This is a genomic window from Rhizobium album (assembly GCF_003122325.1).
GTDB lineage: Bacteria > Pseudomonadota > Alphaproteobacteria > Rhizobiales > Rhizobiaceae > Metarhizobium > Metarhizobium album.
In genome coordinates this window covers 126,795-147,158 of record NZ_QFBC01000012.1, presented here as the reverse complement: position 1 = coordinate 147,158, position 20,364 = coordinate 126,795, and the positions used below count along the sequence as shown (strand labels likewise).

Here is a 20,364-nt window from a genome sequence, read left to right as displayed (position 1 = left end):
CAATCCGGCGCCATCGGTCGTCCGGATCACGCGCCCTCAGGGAAGACTGTGTCGCCTTATGTTTCGGCCGAAGCCCGCGCCTTGGCGATGCCGGCTGCGACGGCGGCGCCGAGGAACATGGTGTCGCTGGCCAGCAGGTAGAAGCTGATGCCGATGCCGCGCCAGTGGCCGATATCGTCGGCGGTGGGCCGGAAGATGCCGACGGCGCGTCCGGCCTTGAGGGCGGCGGCCGTGATGGTCTCGATCGCCTTGTGCAATTGCTCCTGGCCGGCCGGGCCTGTGGCGCCGATCGAGACCGAAAGATCGGCAGGGCCGATGAAGATCACGTCGACACCGTCGACCGCGGCAATTTCGTCGACATTGGCAAGGCCGTCGGCGGTCTCGATCTGGACGGCGAGCAACAGATCGCTGTTGGCCCTTTCGAGGTAACCCGGCATGCGGTAACCGTAGCCGGATGCCCGGCCGGGGCCGACGCCACGGCTGCCGAGCGGCGGGTAACGGGTCGCATCGACGGCGGTCCGCGCCTGGGCGGCCGTCGAAACGCGCGGCACGAGCACGCCTGCTGCACCCGCGTCGAGAACGGCGGCAATCGCCTCCGGCGCATGCCCCGGCACCCGGACGATTGCCGGCACACGATGGACATCGGCGGCGCGCAACAAATCCTCGATGCGTTCGCGGCTGATCTGCGAGTGCTCCCAGTCGACGCAGATGAATTCCGGCCCGGCCTGCGCCGTCACCTCGACGGCGACGGGATGGGGAATGGCGGCGAAGGTGCCGACGATGAAATCCCGTTCGATGCACCTGTTGCGAAAGTCCTGCATGCCGTCCTCCGGTTCTGCGATGATGGATTGCGGCAGCAATAATCACAAAGAAATGGGCGGACAAGCCGGCTTCGACGTGGGGCTGTCGATTTCCACGGAGGTGGTCCATGCACAGCCTACTGCTGCTCTCCATAGGCCAGCACCGCGTTCAGCAGCGTCTGGGCGCCGAGCGTGCATTGCTCCCTGGTGGCACTTTCCGCCGGGTTGTGGCTCAGGCCGTCCTTGCAGGGAACGAAGATCATAGCCGTCGATGCAACGCGGGAGATGTAAACGGAATCGTGGCCGGCGCCGGAGACGATGTCGCGATGGCTGGCGCCGGCGGCTGCCGCGCCGTCGCGGATCGCCGCCAGGCAGCCGGCGTCGAAGTGCACCGCCGGGCTGTCCCAAATGCCCGTCAGCACCGCGCGTTCGCCGCATTGCCGTTGCATGGCGGCGCGGACGTCTTGTTCCATTGCCTGCAATGTATCGTCGTTTTCGTGGCGCAGGTCGAGGCTCATCGTCACCTTGCCGGGGATGACGTTGCGCGAGGGGCTGGTTATGCCGATCTGCCCCGTCGTCGCCATGCCGCCATGCCTTCGGGCAATGTCCTGAGTGGTCAGGATGAGGTTTGCCGCATCGGCAAGCGCGTCCTGCCGCATATCCATCGGCGTCGAGCCGGCATGCGATTCGCGGCCGATGACGGTCAGGTCGTACCAGCGCATCGCCTGGACGCCGGTGACGGCGCCGATATCGAACGCCTCGCGTTCCAGCACCGGCCCCTGCTCGATATGAAGCTCGAACATCGCGGCGAAACGCGGCTCGCCGATCGGTGTTTCGCCGCGATAGTCGATTGCCTCGATGGCATCGGCAAAGGTGATGCCCTCGGCATCCACCCGGCTTTCGGCATAGGTGCGGTCGAACACGCCGGCGTAGACGCCGGAGCCGAGCATGGCGGGGGAAAAGCGCGCGCCCTCCTCGTTCGTCCAGTTGACCACCATCAGCGGCCGGCGGGTTTGATAACCGGCGTCCTGCAGCGTCTGCAGGATTTCGAGGCCGGCCAGCACGCCCAAAATACCGTCGAACTTGCCGCCGGTGGGCTGCGTGTCGAGATGGCTGCCGATGGCGATCGGCAAGGCTTCAGCATCGCTCCCCGGCCGGACGGCGAACATGTTGCCGACTGCGTCGACGCTGACGCGGCAGCCGAGTGTTTCTGCCTTGTGCCGGAACCAGTCGCGGACGGCGCGGTCCTCCCCGGACAGCGTCAGGCGCCGGACGCCGCCATCCGGCGTGCCGCCGAAGGCTGCGGTTTCCAGGATGCTGTTCCAAAGCCGGTCGCCGTCGATTTTCAGGTTATGCATGAAAGCTGATTTCCTTGCCGTCATATCGCAGGCACGGCGGCCGGAAAGCCGCCGTGCCGAAATCGCTTGTCAGAGGGCAATGCCCACCGACTTGACTTCCGTATAGAGCAGGATCGCCTCATAGCCCTGTTCGCGTCCCCAGCCGGACTGGTTGAAGCCGCCGAACGGCAAGGCGGGATCGATGACATGATGGGTATTGACCCCGATCGTGCCGGCCTTGAGCTTTTTGGCGACCTTGTGGGCGCGGCTGACATCGCGGGTGAAGACGCTGGCCGCCAGGCCGTAGATCGAGTCGTTGGCTTCCTTGACGATGGCATCGATGCCGTCATCGTCGAAGGTCGCCACCACCAGCACCGGTCCAAAAATCTCTTCCTTGACCACGGACATATGCGGCTTGGTTTCCGTCAAAATGGTCGGCTGCAGGAAATAGCCTTCCGAGCCACAGCGCGCACCGCCGTAGAACAGCGTTGCGCCATCGGCGACTCCGGCCTTGACGTAGGCGGTCACCCGGTCGAACTGCTCCTGCGAGACCAGCGGGCCGATCTGCGTCTTCGGATCGAGGCCGACGCCGATGGTCATCGAGGCGGCAAAATCCTTGAGGCCGGCGAGGATCGTATCGGCGATGTCCTTGTGGACGTAGAGGCGCGTGCCGGCGGTGCAGGTCTGGCCCATATTGTAGAAGATGCCGTAGGCGATGGCCGGGATGGCCACGGCCGGATCGGCATCGGCAAAGACGATCATCGGCGACTTGCCGCCGAGTTCGAGCGACACCTTCTTCAGGTTGCCCTTGGCGGCGTCGAGGATCTTCTTGCCGACTTCGGTGGAGCCGGTAAAGGCCACCTTGTCGACATCCGGATGGGCCGCCAGCGCGGCCCCCGCCGTCTCGCCATAACCGGTGACGACGTTGAAGACGCCGGCCGGGAAGCCGGCTTCCTCGACCAGTTCGGCGAGCCTGAGCGCTGTCAGCGGTGTCTGCTCGGCGGGTTTCAGCACGATGGTGCAGCCGGCCGCCAGCGCCGGAGCAACTTTCCACACCGCCATCATAAACGAGAAATTCCACGGCACGATCTGGCCGCAGACGCCAACGGGTTCCCGCAGTGTGTAGGCGTGGAACGGCGCACCTGCGGAGAGCGGAATGGTCTGGCCACAGATCTTCGTGCTCCAGCCGGCCATATAGCGCAGCAGTTCATAGGAAAAGGCGACGTCGCCGTTGCGGGCATCGGTCACCGGTTTGCCGTTGTCGAGCGCTTCGAGTTCGGCCAGTTCGTCGGCATGTTTTTCCACCAGGTCGCCCAGGCGCCAGACCAGCTTGCCGCGCTCGGCAGGCGTCATCGTCGCCCAGGGGCCGTCATCGAAGGCGCGGCGGGCGGCGGCCACGGCGCGGTCGATGTCGCCGGCCTTGCCATCGGGCACGCGGTCGAAGACGCGGCCGGTCGCCGGGTCGATGACATCGATCGTTCCGCCGCTCTGGGCGGTGACCCACTGGCCGTCGATGAAGAGCTTCTTCTCCTTGGCGACGAAACGGGCGGCGTCGGGACCGAGCCGGTTGAGCGTGACGGGTGCGTTCATGTCTGGTGTCTCCTCTCTTGTCGCCGGTCTCAGGCCTTGGTCGAAATTTCGTTGGCGGTGATCAGGATGACGTCGCCGTCGAGGATCGGCTTGGCGATGCCGAAGAAGCGCGCGACGACGGCGGAATTGTTGTGCGTGTCCATGGCCGCCCGGTCGGTGAAGCGCTCATATGTGGTGAAAACGCGGGGGTCCTTTTCATCCTGGGAGATGAAGAAACCCTGGGTGTCCGGCTCGTTGGCGCGCACATGTTCGGCAACTTCGAGCAGGGCCTGCGCCATGGTCTGTTCGTAACCCTGGCGGACGCGGATGATGGCGGTGATGGTGATCATGGTAACCTCGTTGATGGCTGATGGGGCTCAGGCGGGCAGGATGTCGCCCGCCAGATCGGCGTCGTGCAGTTTGCGGGGGTCGATTTCGCCGGAGAGCTGGCCGCGCTTGATGGTGAGCACGCGGGTTGCGAGATCGCTGATGAATTCCAGGTTCTGTTCGACCAGCAGGATCGACAGGCCACGCTTGACGGCCAGCGCCTTCAGCGTGTCCTTCATTTCCTCGATGATCGAGGGCTGGATACCTTCCGTCGGCTCGTCGAGCAGGATGAGTTTCGGTTCGGAGCAGAGGCAGCGGGCGAGCGCCAGGATCTGCTGCTCGCCGCCGGAGAGAACGCCGCCCGCCCGCGTCAGGATCGGTTTCAGGCGCGGCAGTTCCTCGATCACCTGCTCGATGACGGCCTGCGCCTCGGCCGATGTCTTGTGCGCCGCGCCGACGCGCAAATTGTCGATGACGGAGAGTGCCGGAAAGATCTGCCGGCCCTGCGGCACATAACCCAGCCCGGCGCGGGCGCGGGCCGCCGGCGAGGCGCGGGTGATATCCTGGCCGGCGAAGGACACGGTTCCTTCGGTTGCCGGAATATGCCCCATCACCGTGCGCAGGAAGGTCGATTTGCCCATGCCGTTATGGCCGAGAACACCGACGAATTCTCCTGCCGCGATGGTGAGGTCGATGCCGAACAGCACCGGGATGCGGCCGTAGCCGGAGCGCAGGCTGCGGGTGGAGAGAAGCTCATGCGGCATGTTTTTTTCCCAGATAGACGTCGCGCACCACCGGGTTGGCAAGAACCTCGCCGACCGGGCCTTCGACCAGGATGCGACCCTGGTGGAAAACGGTGACGAAGTCGGCGATCATGCGGATGAACTGCATGTCGTGCTCGACGACGACGACGGTATGGCTGCGGTTGAGATCGCGGATGATCGAGGCGAGGCGTTCCACCTCGCCATCGGTCATGCCGGCGGCCGGCTCATCGAGCAGCACGAGTTCGGGATCGCTGGCGACGACCATGGCGAGCTCGACCAGCTGGCGCTGGCCGTGGGCCATACGGCCGAGGATGCCGTGGCGCAGGGCGCCGATGCCGACGCGCTCCATCACCTCGTCGATCTTCGTTTCGCGGTCGCGGCTGCTGCGCACCGTCCGCAAGGCAAGCCAGAGGTTTTCGTGCACGCTCAGGCCGTCGAACAGGCTCGGCACCTGCGTCTTGACGCCCATGCCGGCGCGGGCGATCTCGTGGCGTTCTCGGCCGGCGATGTCTTCGCCGCGAAACAGGATGCGGCCATGCGTCGGCTTGTGAGTGCCGGTGAGGCAGCGGAAGAAGGTGGTCTTGCCGGCGCCGTTCGGGCCGATCAGGCAGCGCAGCTCGCCCTTTTTCAGGGTGAAGTCGATGCCGTCGAGCGCCTTGACGCCGCCGAAATGCATGGCGACGCCCTGGGCTTCGAGAAGATTGCCGCTCATCGCGTCACCTCCCTGGCAACGCCGTCGCCGGCCGGCGATCGCGATGCGGAAAGCCGGGCGAGGAGATTGGCCAGCGCCGGCTGGATGCCCCCCGGGACGAAGACCACGAAGACGATCAGCACGACGCCGAGCACGATGTTGGGATCGACGATGCCGAGCTTGCCGAGGGCGGTCGTGCCCATCTGCAGCGCGAAGCAGGCGGCGACCGGGCCGAACAGCGTGCCCAGCCCGCCGACCACCACCCAGATCAGCACCTGCGCGGCCATCGACAGGCTGAACATGGTGGGGCTGACGAAGACGGAGTTGGCGAACAGCAATCCGGCAAGACCGGCGATGGCGGCGGAGATCACGAAGATCGACAGTTTCAGGCGGCGGGCGTTATAGCCGAGCAGCTCGGCGCGCATTTCGTTTTCGCGCACGGCGATGACGGCGCGGCCGAAGCGGGTGGCGAGCAGGCCCTTGCTGAAGGTATAGACGCCGAACAGCGCGATGGCCGCCAGGGAGAACATCTGCGCCGGGGTGAGGGGCACGCGGCTGAAGGGCAGGGTTAGCAGCGGCGTATTGGGGATGCCGTTGAAGCCGCCGAGGCGCGCCGTGCCGATGCGCCATGCGTCGCCGCCGGTGCTGTTGATCAGCTTGAACAGGATGAGCGTCACCGTCAGGGTGATGACGCCGAGATAGACGTCGTTGAGGCGACCGTAGAAGAGGAAGTAACCGAGGCCGGCGGCAAAGATCGCCGGGACCAGCATGGCCATGGCGGCAGCCAGGGTCGTGTCGCCGAAGTTGATGGCGGCGATGGCATAGGCATAGGCGCCGAGGCCGAAGAAAGCCGACTGCCCGAAGCAGAGGATGCCGCCATATCCCCAGAGCAGCGCCAGGCTGAGCGCGAAGACGCCCATGGAGAGATAAAGAGTGACGTTGATCAGCGTGTAGAGCGGTGCCGCCTGCGGCAGGATGACGATTGCCGCAATGGTGGCAATGGCGGCCAGGGCGACATGCGCGCGCGCCGAGCGGCAGATCGCCGGAAGGGTCAGCGGAGAGTTCATGGAGCCCCCTTGAAGATGCGGCCGGTGATGCCGGTGGGCAGCAGGCGCAGAAAGATCGTGGCGGCGAGCAGCAGCGCGACGTCGCCGACGACGGGCGTGGTCAGGAAGGTGGAAATGGTGTTGATGCTGCCGAGCAGTGCGGCACTCAGTGCCGTTCCGGTCACGACGCTGGCGCCGCCGGTGATGACCGTGATGAAGGCCTTGGCGACATAGGCGACGCCCATGGTCGGCAAGACGCCGGAGATCGGTGCCAGCAGGCCGCCGGCAAGGCCGCTCAGGCCAGCCCCGATGGCGAAGGTCACGGCATAGACCCGCGACGGCTCGATGCCGAGCGAGGAGGCCATCTCGCGGTTCTGCATGGTGGCGCGGGCGATCAGCCCGGCGCGGGTCATCCGCAGCAGCAGGTATCCGCCGGCAAAGACCACGGCGGCGACACCGGTCAGCACGAAATCATAGGCGCCGAGGCTGTAGCCGCCGACACGAAAACTGCCGACGGGGGCGGCGATGCCGACGACGCGGTTGCCGAAGAACGTCGTGGCAAGGCCGATCAGCAGCAGGCTGAGCCCCCAGCTCGCCAGCATGGTATCGACCATGCGGCCATAGAGCCGGCGCATGATCAGCCGCTCGACGACGACGCCAAGAAGGGCGACCGACAGGGGCGCGACCACCAGCATAGCGATCCAGATGTTGATGCCCGCCTGGGTGCTGAAGATGGCGGCGAAACCGCCGAGCATGATGAATTCGCCATGCGCGAGGTTGATCACCCGCATCATGCCGAAGATGACGGCAAGCCCGACGCTGATCAGCGCAAGATTGCCGACCGTTCCAACGATCTGGAACAGCACAACAAGAAAATAGTCCACCGGTTCTACCCCGTTCGGGCTCGTGGGGACACATGCTCCCCACGAGCCGCACCGTCCGCCGCGCTTATTCGATGACGTATTGCTGGTTGTCGTTCGGGTTGGCGACGAGGTCGCAGACAGCTGCCGTATCGGCCGGCGGCTGGTTCGCATAGCTTTCGAGGATTTCGAAGCTATGGTTCTTGACCTTGCCGATGTGAACGTCGGTGGCGCAATGATGCGTCTTGGGATCGATGGTGGAGGGGCCGCCGGGGCCTTCGACCGTCGAGCCGCTTTCGATCGCTTCGATCACCGCCATGCGGTCGAGAGAATTGGCCTTCTTTACGCCGTTTGCCCAATGGTGAACGGCATTGTAGGTGGCCGAGGCATGTTCGGTGACATAGGGTGCGTTATCGCCGAACTTGGCATGGTAACGCTTTACGAAGGCTTCGTTGGTCGGCGACTTGATTTCCTGGAAGTAACCGAAGGCGGCCATGACGCCGTCGGATTCGGCCGGCGTCAGCACGATGTGTTCGTTGCCGCCGCCGAAGGAGGTGGAAACGATCGGAATCTGGCCCGCCATGCCGGCCGCGGCCCACTGGCGGAAGAACGACATGTGGTTGCCGCCGACCAGCAGCGTGTAAATGACATCGGGCTTTTCGCGCTGGATCTTCTGGATCGCGGCGCTGAAATCGGTGACGTCGAGCGGGAAGAATTCCGCGGCGATCACCTCGCCCCCGGCCTGCTCGGTATAATCGCGCACCCACTTGGCGGAGATCTGGCCGTAATTGTAGTCGGCGGCCAGCACGTAGACCTTCTTGCCGAAATTCTGGACGGCAAACGGCATCAGCTTGCCGATGGTCTGGGCGGGCGTCGAGCCGGTGCAGAAGGTGTTGCGGTCGCAGACGCCGCCTTCATAAAGCGGCGAGTAGAAATAAAGCGTCTGGTAGCGGCCGAGCAGCGGGCGGATCGCCTCGCGCGAGGCGCTGGTGATGCCGCCGAACACGACGGAGGCCTGCAGGCTGGTTGCCGCCTCGGTGGCGAACTGGGTGTAGAGCTGGATGTTCGACTGCGGATCGTATTTCTGGACCTTGATTTCGCGACCGAGCAGGCCGCCGGCTTCGTTCAGCTCGGCGACGGCCAGATCGAGGCAGGCGTCGATCGGCTGGCCGTAGATTTCCAGGCCGCCGGACAGGTCGTAGATGCTGGCGATGTTGATCGGATCGGCGGCAAAGGCGGCGCGGCTCACCCACGGGGTGGTGAGTGCCAAGGCGGTTCCGCCGAGGAAAAGACGTCTGCTGATGTTCATGTGGTTCACCCTCTTTGTTATCGACAAGGAAATGCAGGACGCGCAAATCCACGCCACGCAGACGGAAAGCCTGCCGGCCGAGCCTTTCGGGCACTCGGGAAATGTCGCGAAAAACGCGTCGTGAATATGCTTATATATTCAATATTTTCTTTTTCAAGTATTTTTCTGCGATGGCAAAAAATGATGCCAGCGAGAGCGCGGCATGGGGAAAAACGATTGTACGGCAAAGGGTTGCGGCGCAGCGGCGGTCACCGTCGCTGCTGGCGTCAGTCGTTGAAGGCGCGCAAAATCTCGAATTCCGTGCCGTCGGCGCGGGCGAGATAGGTGGGGCCGGCGGCCACGCCGTTTCGGACGGTGGTGAGGCCGCGGGCGCTTTCGAAGGTCAATCCTTCGAAGGCATTGGCAAGCGCCGTGAGATCGAGCGACTGCGCCCTGGAGGCAAGCGCGCCGAAGAAACGCAGGCCCTCGTAGCAGGCCTCGCTGAGCACGCCTTGCACCGGCGCCGTCACGCCGAAAGCATCGCGGTAACGCTTGAGGAAGCGCTGGTTTTCCGGCGTCTTGAGGGCGCTGAAATAGCCGGCGGCGCAGAAGAGATTTTCGGTGTTCTCCTCGCCGATCGCCATCAGTGTGTTCTCCTCGACCGCGCCCGAGAGCCGCAGGATCCGCTGCGCCAGCCCGCGCTCGGCAAACATCCGGTTGAACGGCACGCATTCGGAACCGACCAGCGACTGGAAGACGATATCGGGGGCGGCGGCCTCGACCTGGTCAACGATATGGTCGGTCTCCTGGCCGATGCCGACATATTCCTCGCCGACGATCTCGCCGCCGTTTTCCAGCACGAACTGCCGCACCCAGCCATGCGAGCTGCGCGGCCAGACGTAGTCGTTGCCGACAAGGAACCAGCGTTTTGCGGCATGATGCTGCATCAGGTGGCTGACGGGGCCGGCAAACTGGCGTTCCGGCACCTCGCCGATGGTGAACACCGCCTCGCCATCATTGCCGCCCTCGAAAAGCGGCGCGAAAACATAAGGAACCCGGCCGGAAAAAGCCTTGGCGAGCGCAACGCGCACGGAGGACAGGTGCACGCCGATCAGCGCGTTGGCGCCCTGCCGCTCGACCAGGTCGCGGGCGCGTTCGACGACGGCCTCCGGACTGCCGCCGGCATCGGCAGCGAGCAATTCGATCTGCCGGCCAAGGATGCCGCCTTTTTCGTTCATTTCCGCCGCGGCAAGCACGGCGCTATACTGGCAGGATGGCCCCCAGATGGCATCGGCGCCCTGGAAGGGAACCAGCAAGCCGATGCGGATGGGGCCGTGGGAGCGGGGGGCAGGCTCGCTGCCGCCGGCGCGTAGCGCCAGCAGGGGCCGGCGGGCAGCGGCAAAGGCCGGCCTCTTCAATCGGCCGCGCATCCACAGGTCGCCAACGGCAGGACCCTGAGCGAATTCGAGCGTCACGGTTTTCTCCCCTGTAACGTTATGCGGCGCTCCACCCCAGACACTCCTGCCTTGAAGCCCAAGGCGGAGTATGATTTTTTTGTTTTGTTCGGAACGAGCCTTTGCGGCTTGCCCGAAGCATTATATAGATAGTTTCCAATTAAACAATTGCTGATTAAAAGATCCATGGCCGAACGCTCATTGAACGAACATCTTTCGCACCTGCTGGCCCAGGCCAACCGGCATCTGAGCCGCCAGCTTACTGCCGAGGGCGTGTCGCTCGACCAGTGGCGGCTGATGAAGGTCCTGTCGGAATCCGGCGGGCTGCCCATGGGCAAGCTGGCGGAGGAACTGGCGCTGAACCTGCCGACGCTCACCAAGCTCGTGGACCGCATGGTGCAGGAAGCTTTGGTCTACCGCGTGCCGGATCCGAACGACCGCCGCAAGGTGCGGATGTTCCTTTCCGACAAGGGCGCTTCGCTGCTCGCCTCGCAGAACAAGCGCGTCGAGGAACACGAGGCCAAGGTCGAGGATTCCTACGGCAACGAGGACGCCCAGCGTCTCAAGACCATGCTGGAAAGTTTCATCAAGCAGATCGGCTGAGCGGCAGCCGGCCGTCTCAGGGCTTGCTGCAGGTGAGGATGAAACGCCGATAGACGAAGGTGCGCAGCCGGTTTCGCAGGTTGGCGCCTTTTCGTTGTGCCCTGGCGATGGGCTCGTGCGAGTGCACTTCGATCGCGCCAAAACCCACCTTTTCCAGAAGCGGAATCAATTCGGCCGCCTGCAGGCCGTGACCGAAGGGGAGCGCCTGCATGATGCGGCCATGACGATCGCTCAGTGCACCATCGTAGTTCCTGTCCGCTCCCACACAAAAATCGATCAGCGCGATCAGCCGCGCCACCAGGCGGCCGAACGGTTTCGGCGTCGCCCAGTCGCCGTCATAGATCAGGATCCGGCCGCCGGGCTTGAGGATGCGGAACCATTCCCGCAACGCCTCTTCCGGCCGGGTGAGGGTCCAGACGAGATGGCGGCAGACGATGGCGTCGTAAGTGGCGTCCGGCTCCATCGTCTGTTCGGCGTCGGCGAGCAGGAAGCGCAGCCGGTCCTTGCCGGCATGTTTGCGTTTCGCCACCGCCAGCATCGCCTCGGAAAAGTCGAGCGCCGTCACGTCGTGACCGAGGTCGTGGATCAGGCGGGTGACCTCGCCGGTGCCGCAGGCCAGCTCCAGCACGCGTTGCGGCCGGAGGCCCAGCATATCCCGGATCGGCTTCTGCCAGGCCTCCGCCTCCGGTCCCGGCGCAATCCTGTGGCCGAAGGCCAGGTCGAAGGTTTCGGATCGTTTCGACCAGTAGTCGCGGATCTCTTCCTTGAGGTCGAAGTTGTCACCGGCCGTCGTGTTCGTCATGCGCCTGATGCCATGTACTGGATGTTGCAGCGACCGTGCACCGCGGATTTTTCGACGCACGCCCGTACGCCGAAAACCTCGGCGATCAGGTCTGCGGTCAGCACCTCTTCCGGTATGCCTGCGGCAATCACCCGGCCTTTCTGCAGCACGACCAGCCGGTCGCAGAACATCGCCGCGAGGTTGAGGTCGTGCAGCGCGACGATCGAGGTGACGTCGAGCCTGGAGACCAGCCCCAGAATGTCGAGCTGGTGCTGGATGTCGAGATGGTTGGTCGGCTCGTCGAGCAGCAGTTCGCTCGGCGTCTGCGCCAGGGCGCGGGCGATATGCACCCGCTGGCGCTCGCCGCCGGAGAGCGTGTGCCACAGCTGCCCGGCCCTGTCGTGCATGCCGACCCGCGACAGTGCTTCCGCAACGGCCGAATCGTCACCGGTTGACCAGGAGGATAACGGGCCGCGATGCGGCGTGCGGCCAAGCCGCACCACATCCATTACCGTCACCTGCGTCTCGGTGGTGGCCTGCTGCTCGACAAGGGCGATGCGACGGGCAAGCGCGGCGCGGGGGATCGAGGCGATGTCGTCGTCTCCGAGCCGGATGACGCCGCTCTGCACCTTGCGCAGCCGGCATATCAGTTTCAGCAGGCTGGATTTTCCCGAACCGTTCGGCCCCAGCAGCCCGAGCACCTTGCCCTTTTCCGCTGCCACGCTGACGCCGTCGACGATCAGCGTGTTGCCGGCGGCAAAACTCACCGTATCGACGTGGATGCTCATGCCGTTCTCCGTGCCCGATAGAGGATGACCGCAAAGGCCGGGGCGCCGAACAGCGCGGTGACGACGCCGATCGGCAGGATCTGCTGCGGAATGATGATCCGCGAGACGATGTCGGCGGCGACCATGAAGATGGCGCCGGCCAGCGCCGCGGTCGGCAGCAGCCGGTCATGTTTCGGCCCGACGATGAAGCGGGCGGCATGCGGAATGACGAGGCCGACGAAACCGACCGAGCCGACGATGCTGACCATGGTGGCGGTCATCAGCGCTGTGACCCCGAGCAGCACGATCTGCACCCGCCGCACGGCGATGCCGAGGGTGGCGGCGGCATCGGTGCCGAAGATGAAGGCGTCGAGCGCCCTGGCGTAGAACATCGAAATGACGACCCCGACGATGGCGATCGGCGCGGCCAGCCAGACATCCGGCCAGCGCACGCCACTCATCGAGCCGAGCAGCCAGAACATCACGCCGCGCGCCTGTTCTGCATTGGCCGAGGTCGTGACGATATAGGAGGTCAAGGCGTTGAAGAGCTGCGAACCGGCGACGCCGCAGAGGATGATGCGTTCGCCGCTGCCGCCGGCTCCGGCCGCAAGCAGCCCGACCAGCAGGAAGGCGATGACGGCGCCGATGAAGGCGCCGGTGGACAGGGTGAGCACGCCGTAGCCGAAACCGAGGATCATCACCGCCACCGCGCCGGTCGAAGCGCCGGCCGAAATGCCCAGCACATAGGGTTCGGCCAGCGGATTGCGAAGAAGCGCCTGCAGGATGACGCCGCAGAGCGCCAATGCCGCACCGGAACTGGCAGCGACCAGCGCCCGGCTCAGCCGGTAATCCCAGACGATGCCCTGGTGGATGCGGCTCAGTTCGAAGGTGGTGCCGAAAAGCCGGTTCGACACCGCCTTGACCGTCGTTTCGATCGGAATCGAGATCTCGCCGATGGAAACCGCGAGACTGACCACGAAGACAAGCAGCACGACGGCCAGAAGGGTGAGCACCGGCAGCGCCCACCCATGCGTCTGCCGGGAGACCGTTTGCGTCACTTTGCCAGGCCGGCGTCTTTGATGCCCTTGGCGAGCACTTCGATACCGTCGATGGTGCGGATCGTCGGGTTCATCGACTGCGCGTCCATCATCACGAAATGCTTGTTCTTCACCGCGTCGAGCTCGCTGGTGACCGGGTCCTTGGCCAGGAAGTCGAGCTTCACCTGCGGATCGTCTGCGGCGTAGCGGCGGCGGTCCATCGTGGCGATGACGATGACGGCCGGATTTGCCTGGGAAATAGTTTCCCAGCCGACCAGCGGCCATTCTTCTTCCGTCGTCACGACGTTCTTGGCGCCGAGCGTCTTGAGGATGTAGGCCGGGGCGCTGTTCTTGCCGGCAATGTAGGCGTCGCCGCTGACTTCCTTGCTGGAGAACCAGAAGACCACCGGCAAGTCCTTGGCGCCCGATATCGAGGCAGCCGCATCCGCCTCCCGCTTCTTCAGGTCGGCGATCAGCGCGTCGCCGCGCTCCTTGATGTCGAAGATTTCGGCAAGCTCGCCGATCTCCTGGTAGATCAGCTCCATGGTGAACAGCTCCTTGCGCACGCCGTCGCCGCCATCGGTGTTGATCTTGGCGACGCAATCGGCCGGCGCGACATAGGTGTTGATGCCGAGGCCGGAAAACTGCTCGCGCTTGCCGACGGAGCCTTGTGTGCCGACATGCCATTCGAATTCGGCGGCGACCAGGTCCGGTTCCTCGCCGACGACGGATTCGAAGCTCGGATCATTGTCCGCCAGCCGTTTGATCTTGGCGTTCGCCTCGGCATATTGCGGCAGGACCGGTCCGACCCAGACCGCCGTGCCGGCGATCTTGTCGGCGAGGCCGAGCGAAAACAGGATTTCGGTCATGCCCTGGCCGATGGAGACGATCTTGGCGGGCGCCTTGTCGAAGGTGACGGTCTGGCCGCAATTGGTGATCGTCAGCGGATATTGGGTGGCGGCCATGGCCGGCGCGGCCAGGCCGGCCATGCCGATGGCAAAAACGAAACTCGTCAGAAATTGGCGCATAGGGCCTCTCGATGGCTGGAATGGTGACGCAATGGCTCAGGACAGCATCGCCGCAGGGCGATGGCCGGATAGGCCGTTACGGTCGTGGGAGAACCCAATCGGGGCCGATGCGCGCCGGTGAAGGCGAAGGGTCAGGTCAATCATGTCTGCTCCTTGTCCGGGCATCCCCGCCCGGCTGATTGGATCGTGATCGACGGCAGGTCTCCTGGCTCGCGAATATCTGCCGATCATCTGCCTTCCCGCGTTGTCGCAGTGGCATGGCCTTGGCCCGAGGATGATCGGCAATCCGCTTACAGTTGCGGGGGCAGCCACGGTTTCAGTCCCTCCTGGGGTCGTCCTCACCGTGTTCCCTATTAATCCCCGCGGAGTCATCCTTGGGGAACCGTCCCGGCCAGATAGCCCGACCCGGGGCTTCGGGTCAACGGCGGCGAGGCGAAGCCGGGCTTTTCCCGTGGCGAATTTAATTAACGAGTGAAATATATTGACTCGTTCCGGCGCGAGGCACATGCTGGACCGGTCGATCAGGGCGTGCGCCAGCCGCGACCTCCTGCGACAGGACCGACTATTGTTGGGAGGCAAAGTTGGAGCTCATTCAGCATCGAAACCTCGTGCCGGAGGCCTGGGCGACCCTATCCTACGACCAGTGGGCGGATGATCTCCGCTCGATCTGCGGCAGTTTCAACCCGAAGGTCATGGCCCGCGGCGACGGCGTGCTGGGGGCTGCCAAACGCATCGACGTCTGCGGCATGGAGTTTGCCCATGTCTCCAACGACCTCGATTGCGTTCGCCGCGATTGGGACGACATCCGCAAGGATGCCCAGGAGCATCTGTTCCTGATCGTGCAGATCGAAGGCAGCTGCGGGCTGGAGCATAGCGGCCAGCAGAATGTCCTCGATGTCGGCGAATGCATCCTGGTCGATTCCACCAGGCCGACGACCTTTTATTTCGGCGGCCGGTTTTCCAACCACCTGTCGCTGCACCTGCCGCGGCAGCTGATGTATTCCGACAGCCGCATCCATTTCGACGTGGCGCGAAAGCTTTTTGCCTCCGATCCGATGGCGCTGATGCTGCAGGCGCTGATCGCCAAGATCATGATGACGGCGGAATCGGATTCGGCCTCGGCGCATCTGCGGCAGCTGATGTTCACCGCAACGCGCCAGGCCTTCCATTCCAGCCGCGAGAGCGAGCCGCTGCATGCCCTGCACGACAGCGCCACCAAGCGCCTGCAGATGGTCGATCTGCTGATCGACCGGCATCTGACGGAAAACGACCTCTCCGCCCGCTGGCTGGCGACCCGGCTCGGCATCTCGATCCGCACGCTGCAACAGGATTTCCAGGGCATGGGCGTCACCTGCACCACCGTCATCCGCGACAAGCGGTTGCGGCTGGCCAAGGAGAAGATCGAGCGGTTGAAGGAGCACAGGACGGGCGGCACCATCGCCGAGGTTGCCTATTCGGCCGGCTTCAACGACATTTCCTACTTCAATCGCAGCTTCAAGGAGCTGTTCGACTGCTCGCCGACCGATCTGCTGAAGGGCGCCGCGCCGTAAATCGTCGCGGCTGCGCTCCGGTCCAAGACGCGGCGCGCTTCTCTCCAAGACGGCTGCGGCCGATGCGGCAATACTCCTCCCGACACGTCAAGGGAGGAAATGACAGTGAAGCAGTCCACGCTGCTCATCGGCGGCGAACGCGTTGCCACGCCCCATCATGCCGAAGTGCGCAATCCGTCGACCGGGGAGGTCGTCGGCCTGATGCCGCTGGCGAGCGAAGCCGATCTCGACCGCGCCGTCGCCGCCGCCACGGCGGCTTTCGAAAGCTGGTCGAAGACCAGCGATGCCGAACGCGCCGACGCCTGCCGCGCCATCGCCGAAAAGCTGGCCGAAAATGCCGAGGAGGTCGCCCGGCTGCTGACGCTGGAGCAGGGCAAGCCGCTGAACGGCCTGGGTTCCCGCTTCGAGATCGGCGGTGCGCTCGCCTGGACGCGCCATACCGCAGAACTCAGCCTGCCCGTCGAAGTGGTGCAGGACAACAACGAGGGCCGGGTGGAGATCCACCGCAAGCCGGTCGGTGTTACCGGTTCGATCACGCCGTGGAACTGGCCGGTGATGATCGCCTGCTGGCATATCATCCCGGCGATGCGCGCCGGCAACACCGTGGTCATCAAGCCGTCGCCGCTGACGCCGCTTTCCACCATCCGCCTGGTCGAGATCATCAACGAGGTGCTGCCGCCGGGCGTCGTCAACGTCGTCACCGGTGAGAACGCCATCGGCGCGGCGCTGTCGGCCCATCCCGGCATCGCCAAGATGACGTTTACCGGCTCCACCGAAACCGGCAAGAAGGTGATGGCATCGGCCGTCGCGACGCTGAAACGCCTGACACTGGAACTCGGCGGCAACGATGCCGGCATCGTCCTGCCGGATGCCGATCCCGCCCGCATCGCCGAAGGCGTGTTCTGGGGTGCCTTCATCAACAACGGCCAGACCTGCGCGGCGCTGAAGCGGCTTTATGTCCATGACAGCCTCTACGACGAAGTCTGCCGGCGCCTGACCGATTATGCCGCCAATATCCGCGTCGGTGACGGCCTGGACGAAACGAGCATCCTCGGGCCGGTGCAGAATGCCATGCAGTTCGCCAAGGTGCGCGAACTGGTCGAGGACGCCCGCGCGCAGGGCGGCCGCATCCTGATCGGCGGCGAGGCGCCGGATGGGCCGGGCTATTTCTACCCGGTGACGCTGGTTGCCGATGTCGACAACGGCGTGCGGCTGGTGGACGAGGAGCAGTTCGGTCCCGTCCTGCCGATCATCCGCTACAGCGATGTCGACGAGGTCATCCGGCGGGCCAACGACAATCCCTCCGGGCTCGGCGGCTCGGTGTGGTCCGGCGATCCGGAAAGGGCGCGTGCCGTCGCCCTGCAGCTCGAATGCGGCTCGGTATGGATCAACAAGCACGGTGCCATCCAGCCGAACGCCCCTTTCGGCGGTGTCAAGCAATCGGGCATCGGCGTCGAGTTCGGTGTCGACGGCCTCAAGGAATTCACCACCATCCAGACGGTTCTGAGCTGATGACGGAAACCTACGACTATATCATCGTCGGTGGCGGTTCGGCCGGCTGCGTCGTCGTCAACCGCCTGTCCGCAAACCCGAAGAACCGGGTGCTGCTGATCGAATCCGGCCGCCGCGACAGCGATCCGTGGATCCATATCCCGGCGACCTTCTTCAAGGTTCTCGGCAAGGGTATCGATATCCACCCTTACGCCTCCGATCCGGAGCCCGGTCTCAACGGCCGCCCCAGCATCGTGCCGCAGGGCAATGTGCTGGGCGGCGGCTCCTCGGTCAACGCCATGATCTACATCCGCGGCCACCGCAACGACTACGACACCTGGTCGCAGATGGGCTGCCGCGGCTGGTCCTACGACGAGGTATTGCCGGCCTTCAAGGCATTGGAGAAAAACCAGGTCTTCGACGGCGAGTTTCACGGCCAGGCCGGCACGCTGACCGTGTCCAATCCGCGCCACCGCCATCCGCTGTCGGAAGCCTTCGTCAGGGCCGCCGTCGAATCCGGCCTGAAGCCGAACGCGGATTTCAACGGCGCCGACCAGGAAGGCGTCGGTTTCTACCAGAGCACCACCAATGGCGGCCGACGCTGGAGTTCGGCCATGGCCTTCCTGCGTGAGGCGGAAAAGCGGCCGAACGTCACCGTGCTCACCGAACGCAAGGTGGCGCGGGTGCTGTTCGAGGGCAGGAAGGCGATCGGCGTCGCCCTGCTGGACGGCACCGTCTACAAGGCGAGCCGCGAAATCGTGCTGGCCGCCGGCGCCATCGCCACGCCGCGGCTGCTGCAACTGTCCGGTATCGGCAATGGCGGCCATCTTGCGTCGCTCGGCATCGACGTCGTCGCCGATCTGCCGGGGGTCGGCGAAAACTACCAGGACCACATGGAAGTGCCGGTGCAGGCCGAGACGCGCGAGCCGATCTCGATCCTCGGCCATGACTCGGGTCTCAGGGCCGTCGGCCATATGCTGCGCTACCTGACGACGAAACAGGGCCTGTTGAGCTCGAACGTGGTGGAATGCGGCGGTTTCGTCGATACCGCCGGCACCGGCCAGCCGGACGTGCAGTTCCATGTGCTGCCGGTTCTGGTCGGTTTCGTCGACCGCGAGCCGGAGCCGGGGCACGGCTTTTCCATCGGCCCCTGTTATCTGCTCCCCCGCTCGCGCGGCTCTATCCGCATCACATCAGCCGATCCGGCCGCCAAGGTGGATTTCAACGCCAACGTTTTGTCGGATCCCGCCGATGTCGAGACGCTGGCCCGCGGCGTCAAGGCGGCAATCCGCATTCTCGATGCACCATCGATGCAGGCGATCGTCAAGCGCCGCGTCCTGCCGCGCCCGGGCGTCGAAAACGATGCTGCAGCCCTGGAAAATTATATCCGCCAGACCGCCAAGACCGTTTTCCATCCGGCCGGAACGGCGCGGATGGGACGCGAGGACGATCCGCTGGCCGTCGTGACGCCGGAGCTGACGGTGCGCGGCGTCGAGGGGCTGCGCGTCGCCGATGCCTCGGTGATGCCGACGCTGGTGTCCGGCAACACCAACGCGCCCTGCATGATGATCGGCGCCCGCGCCGCATCCTTCATCGAGCGGGCTGTTCGCTGAAAAAGACCGCTTTCGGCCCGATGGCGCGGAGGAGCGCCGTCGGCAAATGCCGCGACGGCAGACAAAACAAGGAGGAGGAAGCACCATGACAAGATTGTTGAAGGGACTGCTGTTCGGTTTGGCGTTCGGCCTGGCCGGCATAACCGGCGCGCAGGCGGCGGCATCCTGCGGCGACAATACCGGGCAGGCCGCCAGCGGCGAACCGATCGTCATCGGCGCCATCACCGGCAAGACCGGGCCGGACGACTTTTCGAACTCGACCAAGGCGGCCAAGGCCTATTTCGACTGCCTCAACGCCAATGGCGGCATCAAGGGCCGGCCGGTGAGCTACCTGGTCGAAGACGACCAGTGGAACCCGGAAACGGCCGCCCAGCTGGCCGCCAAGCTCGTCGACGACAAGAAGGCGGTGCTGATGGTCGGCAATTCCAGTTATGTCGAATGCGGCGCCAATGCCGAATTCTACAAGAAGGCCGGCATCTACGTCGTCGCCGGCGTCGGCGTGCCGCGCGAGTGCTTCTTTGCCGAAAACTATGCGCCGACCAATGCCGGTCCGCGTGTCTCGATGCTCGGCGCCATGGGTTACGCGCTGGATCACCTGAACGCCAAGTCGGTGGTCTGCATCGGCCCGAACATCCCCAATGTCGGCACCTGGTCCTGCGACGGCGTCATGCTGCTTGCAAAGGAAAAGGGTTTTGCCGCCGAGACCATCCTGATGGATCCGGGCAGCGCCGATGCCACTTCGATCATGCTGCAGGCCGCCGCGAGCAAGCCGGACGTCATCGTGCTCGGCATGTCGAAGGGGGTTGCCGTGCCGCTGCTGGTCGCCGCCGAGGAGCAGGGCCTGAACGAGACGATCACCTTCCTGTCGGCTGCTTCGGCCTATGATCTCTCCGTACCCGGAACTATCGGCGCCGGCTGGGACGGCAAGTTCTACGTCAACATGGAATTCAACGATCTCGAAGCCCAGACGCCGGACAATGCCAACTGGCTGGCGGTGATGGACCAGTACGGCCAGGCATCCGATCCGCGCGACACCTTCGCCCAGGCCGGTTATCTCGCCGCCCGCATCGCCGAAAAGGCGCTGATGAGCCTCGACGGCAAGGAGATCACCCGCGAAAGCGTCTCGGCCGCCGTTCGCCAGGTGAAGGGTTTCGAGAGCGATATCTTCTGCGCCCCCTGGTACTTCGGTGATGGCCAGCCGCGCCACAATGCCAACTCGACCACCCGCATGGCGGTCAGCGAAGGCGGCAAGTGGAAGGTGATTTCCGATTGCGTTCCGTCGCCCGATCCGGAGCTCAAGGATATCCGCGCCTTCGAAGCCAACCTGAAATAATCGTCCGAACCCTGCGGACCGATAT

General features: G+C 64.7%; 20 protein-coding genes and 1 riboswitch. Of the genes, 6 read left to right on the top strand and 14 right to left on the bottom strand.

Annotation, left to right across the window (positions count from 1 at the left end; translation table 11 throughout):
• Nucleotides 1-56 precede the first annotated feature (56 nt).
• The 9 genes from DEM27_RS22680 to DEM27_RS22640 form a co-directional block, all read right to left on the bottom strand.
• A complete protein-coding gene (locus tag DEM27_RS22680) occupies nt 57-821 on the bottom strand; it encodes an HpcH/HpaI aldolase family protein (RefSeq protein WP_109460579.1) in 765 nt (254 codons plus the stop codon).
• Nucleotides 822-937: 116 nt separating this feature from the next.
• The gene (locus DEM27_RS22675) at nt 938-2,158 is read right to left on the bottom strand and encodes a M20 family metallo-hydrolase (RefSeq protein ID WP_109460511.1); all 1,221 of its coding nucleotides are present in this window, start codon (nt 2,156-2,158) and stop codon (nt 938-940) included.
• Between the two features lie 69 nt (nt 2,159-2,227).
• A complete protein-coding gene (locus tag DEM27_RS22670) occupies nt 2,228-3,727 on the bottom strand; it encodes an aldehyde dehydrogenase family protein (protein ID WP_109460510.1) in 1,500 nt (499 codons plus the stop codon).
• A gap of 29 nt (nt 3,728-3,756) precedes the next feature.
• Nucleotides 3,757-4,056, bottom strand: a complete 300-nt coding sequence (locus DEM27_RS22665) for a putative quinol monooxygenase (RefSeq protein ID WP_109460509.1) — start codon at nt 4,054-4,056, stop codon at nt 3,757-3,759.
• A 27-nt stretch (nt 4,057-4,083) separates the two neighbouring features.
• Entirely contained in the window at nt 4,084-4,797 is a 714-nt protein-coding gene (locus tag DEM27_RS22660; protein ID WP_109460508.1) for an ABC transporter ATP-binding protein, read from the bottom strand.
• The gene (locus tag DEM27_RS22655; protein WP_109460507.1) at nt 4,787-5,509 is read right to left on the bottom strand and encodes an ABC transporter ATP-binding protein; all 723 of its coding nucleotides are present in this window, start codon (nt 5,507-5,509) and stop codon (nt 4,787-4,789) included. The genes DEM27_RS22660 and DEM27_RS22655 overlap by 11 nt, the downstream gene beginning before the upstream one ends.
• On the bottom strand, nt 5,506-6,555 hold the full coding sequence (locus DEM27_RS22650; RefSeq protein WP_109460506.1) for an ABC transporter permease subunit: 1,050 nt from the start codon (nt 6,553-6,555) through the stop codon (nt 5,506-5,508). Before DEM27_RS22650 ends, DEM27_RS22655 begins: the two co-directional genes overlap by 4 nt.
• Complete coding sequence (locus DEM27_RS22645) at nt 6,552-7,418, bottom strand: branched-chain amino acid ABC transporter permease (protein WP_109460505.1); 867 nt, start codon at nt 7,416-7,418, stop codon at nt 6,552-6,554. The genes DEM27_RS22650 and DEM27_RS22645 overlap by 4 nt, the downstream gene beginning before the upstream one ends.
• Nucleotides 7,419-7,482: 64 nt before the next feature.
• Nucleotides 7,483-8,703 (bottom strand): urea ABC transporter substrate-binding protein, encoded by a 1,221-nt coding sequence (locus DEM27_RS22640; protein WP_109460504.1) that lies wholly within the window; start codon nt 8,701-8,703, stop codon nt 7,483-7,485.
• On the opposite strand from DEM27_RS22640, the gene DEM27_RS34995 reads away from it, so the two are divergent.
• The gene (locus DEM27_RS34995) at nt 8,696-8,827 is read left to right on the top strand and encodes a hypothetical protein (RefSeq protein ID WP_280954532.1); all 132 of its coding nucleotides are present in this window, start codon (nt 8,696-8,698) and stop codon (nt 8,825-8,827) included. The two genes, DEM27_RS22640 and DEM27_RS34995, sit on opposite strands and share 8 nt — an antisense overlap.
• 142 nt (nt 8,828-8,969) lie before the next feature.
• Here the strand turns inward: DEM27_RS34995 and DEM27_RS22635 are convergent, their stop codons facing one another.
• On the bottom strand, nt 8,970-10,157 hold the full coding sequence (locus DEM27_RS22635) for a substrate-binding domain-containing protein (protein WP_245446044.1): 1,188 nt from the start codon (nt 10,155-10,157) through the stop codon (nt 8,970-8,972).
• Nucleotides 10,158-10,322: 165 nt separating this feature from the next.
• Here DEM27_RS22635 and DEM27_RS22630 point away from each other — a divergent pair, with 165 nt between their 5' ends.
• Nucleotides 10,323-10,739: a MarR family winged helix-turn-helix transcriptional regulator gene (locus DEM27_RS22630; protein ID WP_109460503.1), complete on the top strand. Its 417-nt coding sequence runs from the start codon at nt 10,323-10,325 to the stop codon at nt 10,737-10,739.
• Nucleotides 10,740-10,755: 16 nt separating this feature from the next.
• On the opposite strand, the gene DEM27_RS22625 is transcribed toward DEM27_RS22630, so the two are convergent.
• The 4 genes from DEM27_RS22625 to DEM27_RS22610 are packed head-to-tail and all read right to left on the bottom strand — an operon-like array spanning nt 10,756 to nt 14,352.
• Nucleotides 10,756-11,541 carry a class I SAM-dependent methyltransferase gene (locus DEM27_RS22625; RefSeq protein WP_109460502.1) on the bottom strand — a complete coding sequence of 262 codons (786 nt, stop codon included), beginning with the start codon at nt 11,539-11,541 and terminating at the stop codon, nt 10,756-10,758.
• A complete protein-coding gene (locus DEM27_RS22620) occupies nt 11,538-12,308 on the bottom strand; it encodes an ABC transporter ATP-binding protein (protein WP_109460501.1) in 771 nt (256 codons plus the stop codon). The genes DEM27_RS22625 and DEM27_RS22620 overlap by 4 nt, the downstream gene beginning before the upstream one ends.
• On the bottom strand, nt 12,305-13,345 hold the full coding sequence (locus tag DEM27_RS22615; protein ID WP_109460500.1) for a FecCD family ABC transporter permease: 1,041 nt from the start codon (nt 13,343-13,345) through the stop codon (nt 12,305-12,307). The genes DEM27_RS22620 and DEM27_RS22615 overlap by 4 nt, the downstream gene beginning before the upstream one ends.
• The gene (locus tag DEM27_RS22610; protein WP_109460499.1) at nt 13,342-14,352 is read right to left on the bottom strand and encodes an ABC transporter substrate-binding protein; all 1,011 of its coding nucleotides are present in this window, start codon (nt 14,350-14,352) and stop codon (nt 13,342-13,344) included. The genes DEM27_RS22615 and DEM27_RS22610 overlap by 4 nt, the downstream gene beginning before the upstream one ends.
• 178 nt (nt 14,353-14,530) lie before the next feature.
• Nucleotides 14,531-14,754, bottom strand: a riboswitch (cobalamin riboswitch).
• Between the two features lie 179 nt (nt 14,755-14,933).
• On the opposite strand from DEM27_RS22610, the gene DEM27_RS22605 reads away from it, so the two are divergent.
• The 4 genes from DEM27_RS22605 (at nt 14,934) to DEM27_RS22590 (ending at nt 20,339) form a co-directional block, all read left to right on the top strand.
• Entirely contained in the window at nt 14,934-15,902 is a 969-nt protein-coding gene (locus tag DEM27_RS22605; RefSeq protein ID WP_109460498.1) for a helix-turn-helix domain-containing protein, read from the top strand.
• Between the two features lie 105 nt (nt 15,903-16,007).
• Nucleotides 16,008-17,414, top strand: a complete 1,407-nt coding sequence (locus DEM27_RS22600; RefSeq protein ID WP_109460577.1) for an aldehyde dehydrogenase family protein — start codon at nt 16,008-16,010, stop codon at nt 17,412-17,414.
• A complete protein-coding gene (locus DEM27_RS22595) occupies nt 17,414-19,006 on the top strand; it encodes a GMC family oxidoreductase (protein ID WP_109460497.1) in 1,593 nt (530 codons plus the stop codon). The genes DEM27_RS22600 and DEM27_RS22595 overlap by 1 nt, the downstream gene beginning before the upstream one ends.
• 85 nt (nt 19,007-19,091) lie before the next feature.
• A complete protein-coding gene (locus DEM27_RS22590; RefSeq protein WP_109460496.1) occupies nt 19,092-20,339 on the top strand; it encodes an ABC transporter substrate-binding protein in 1,248 nt (415 codons plus the stop codon).
• Nucleotides 20,340-20,364 lie beyond the last annotated feature (25 nt).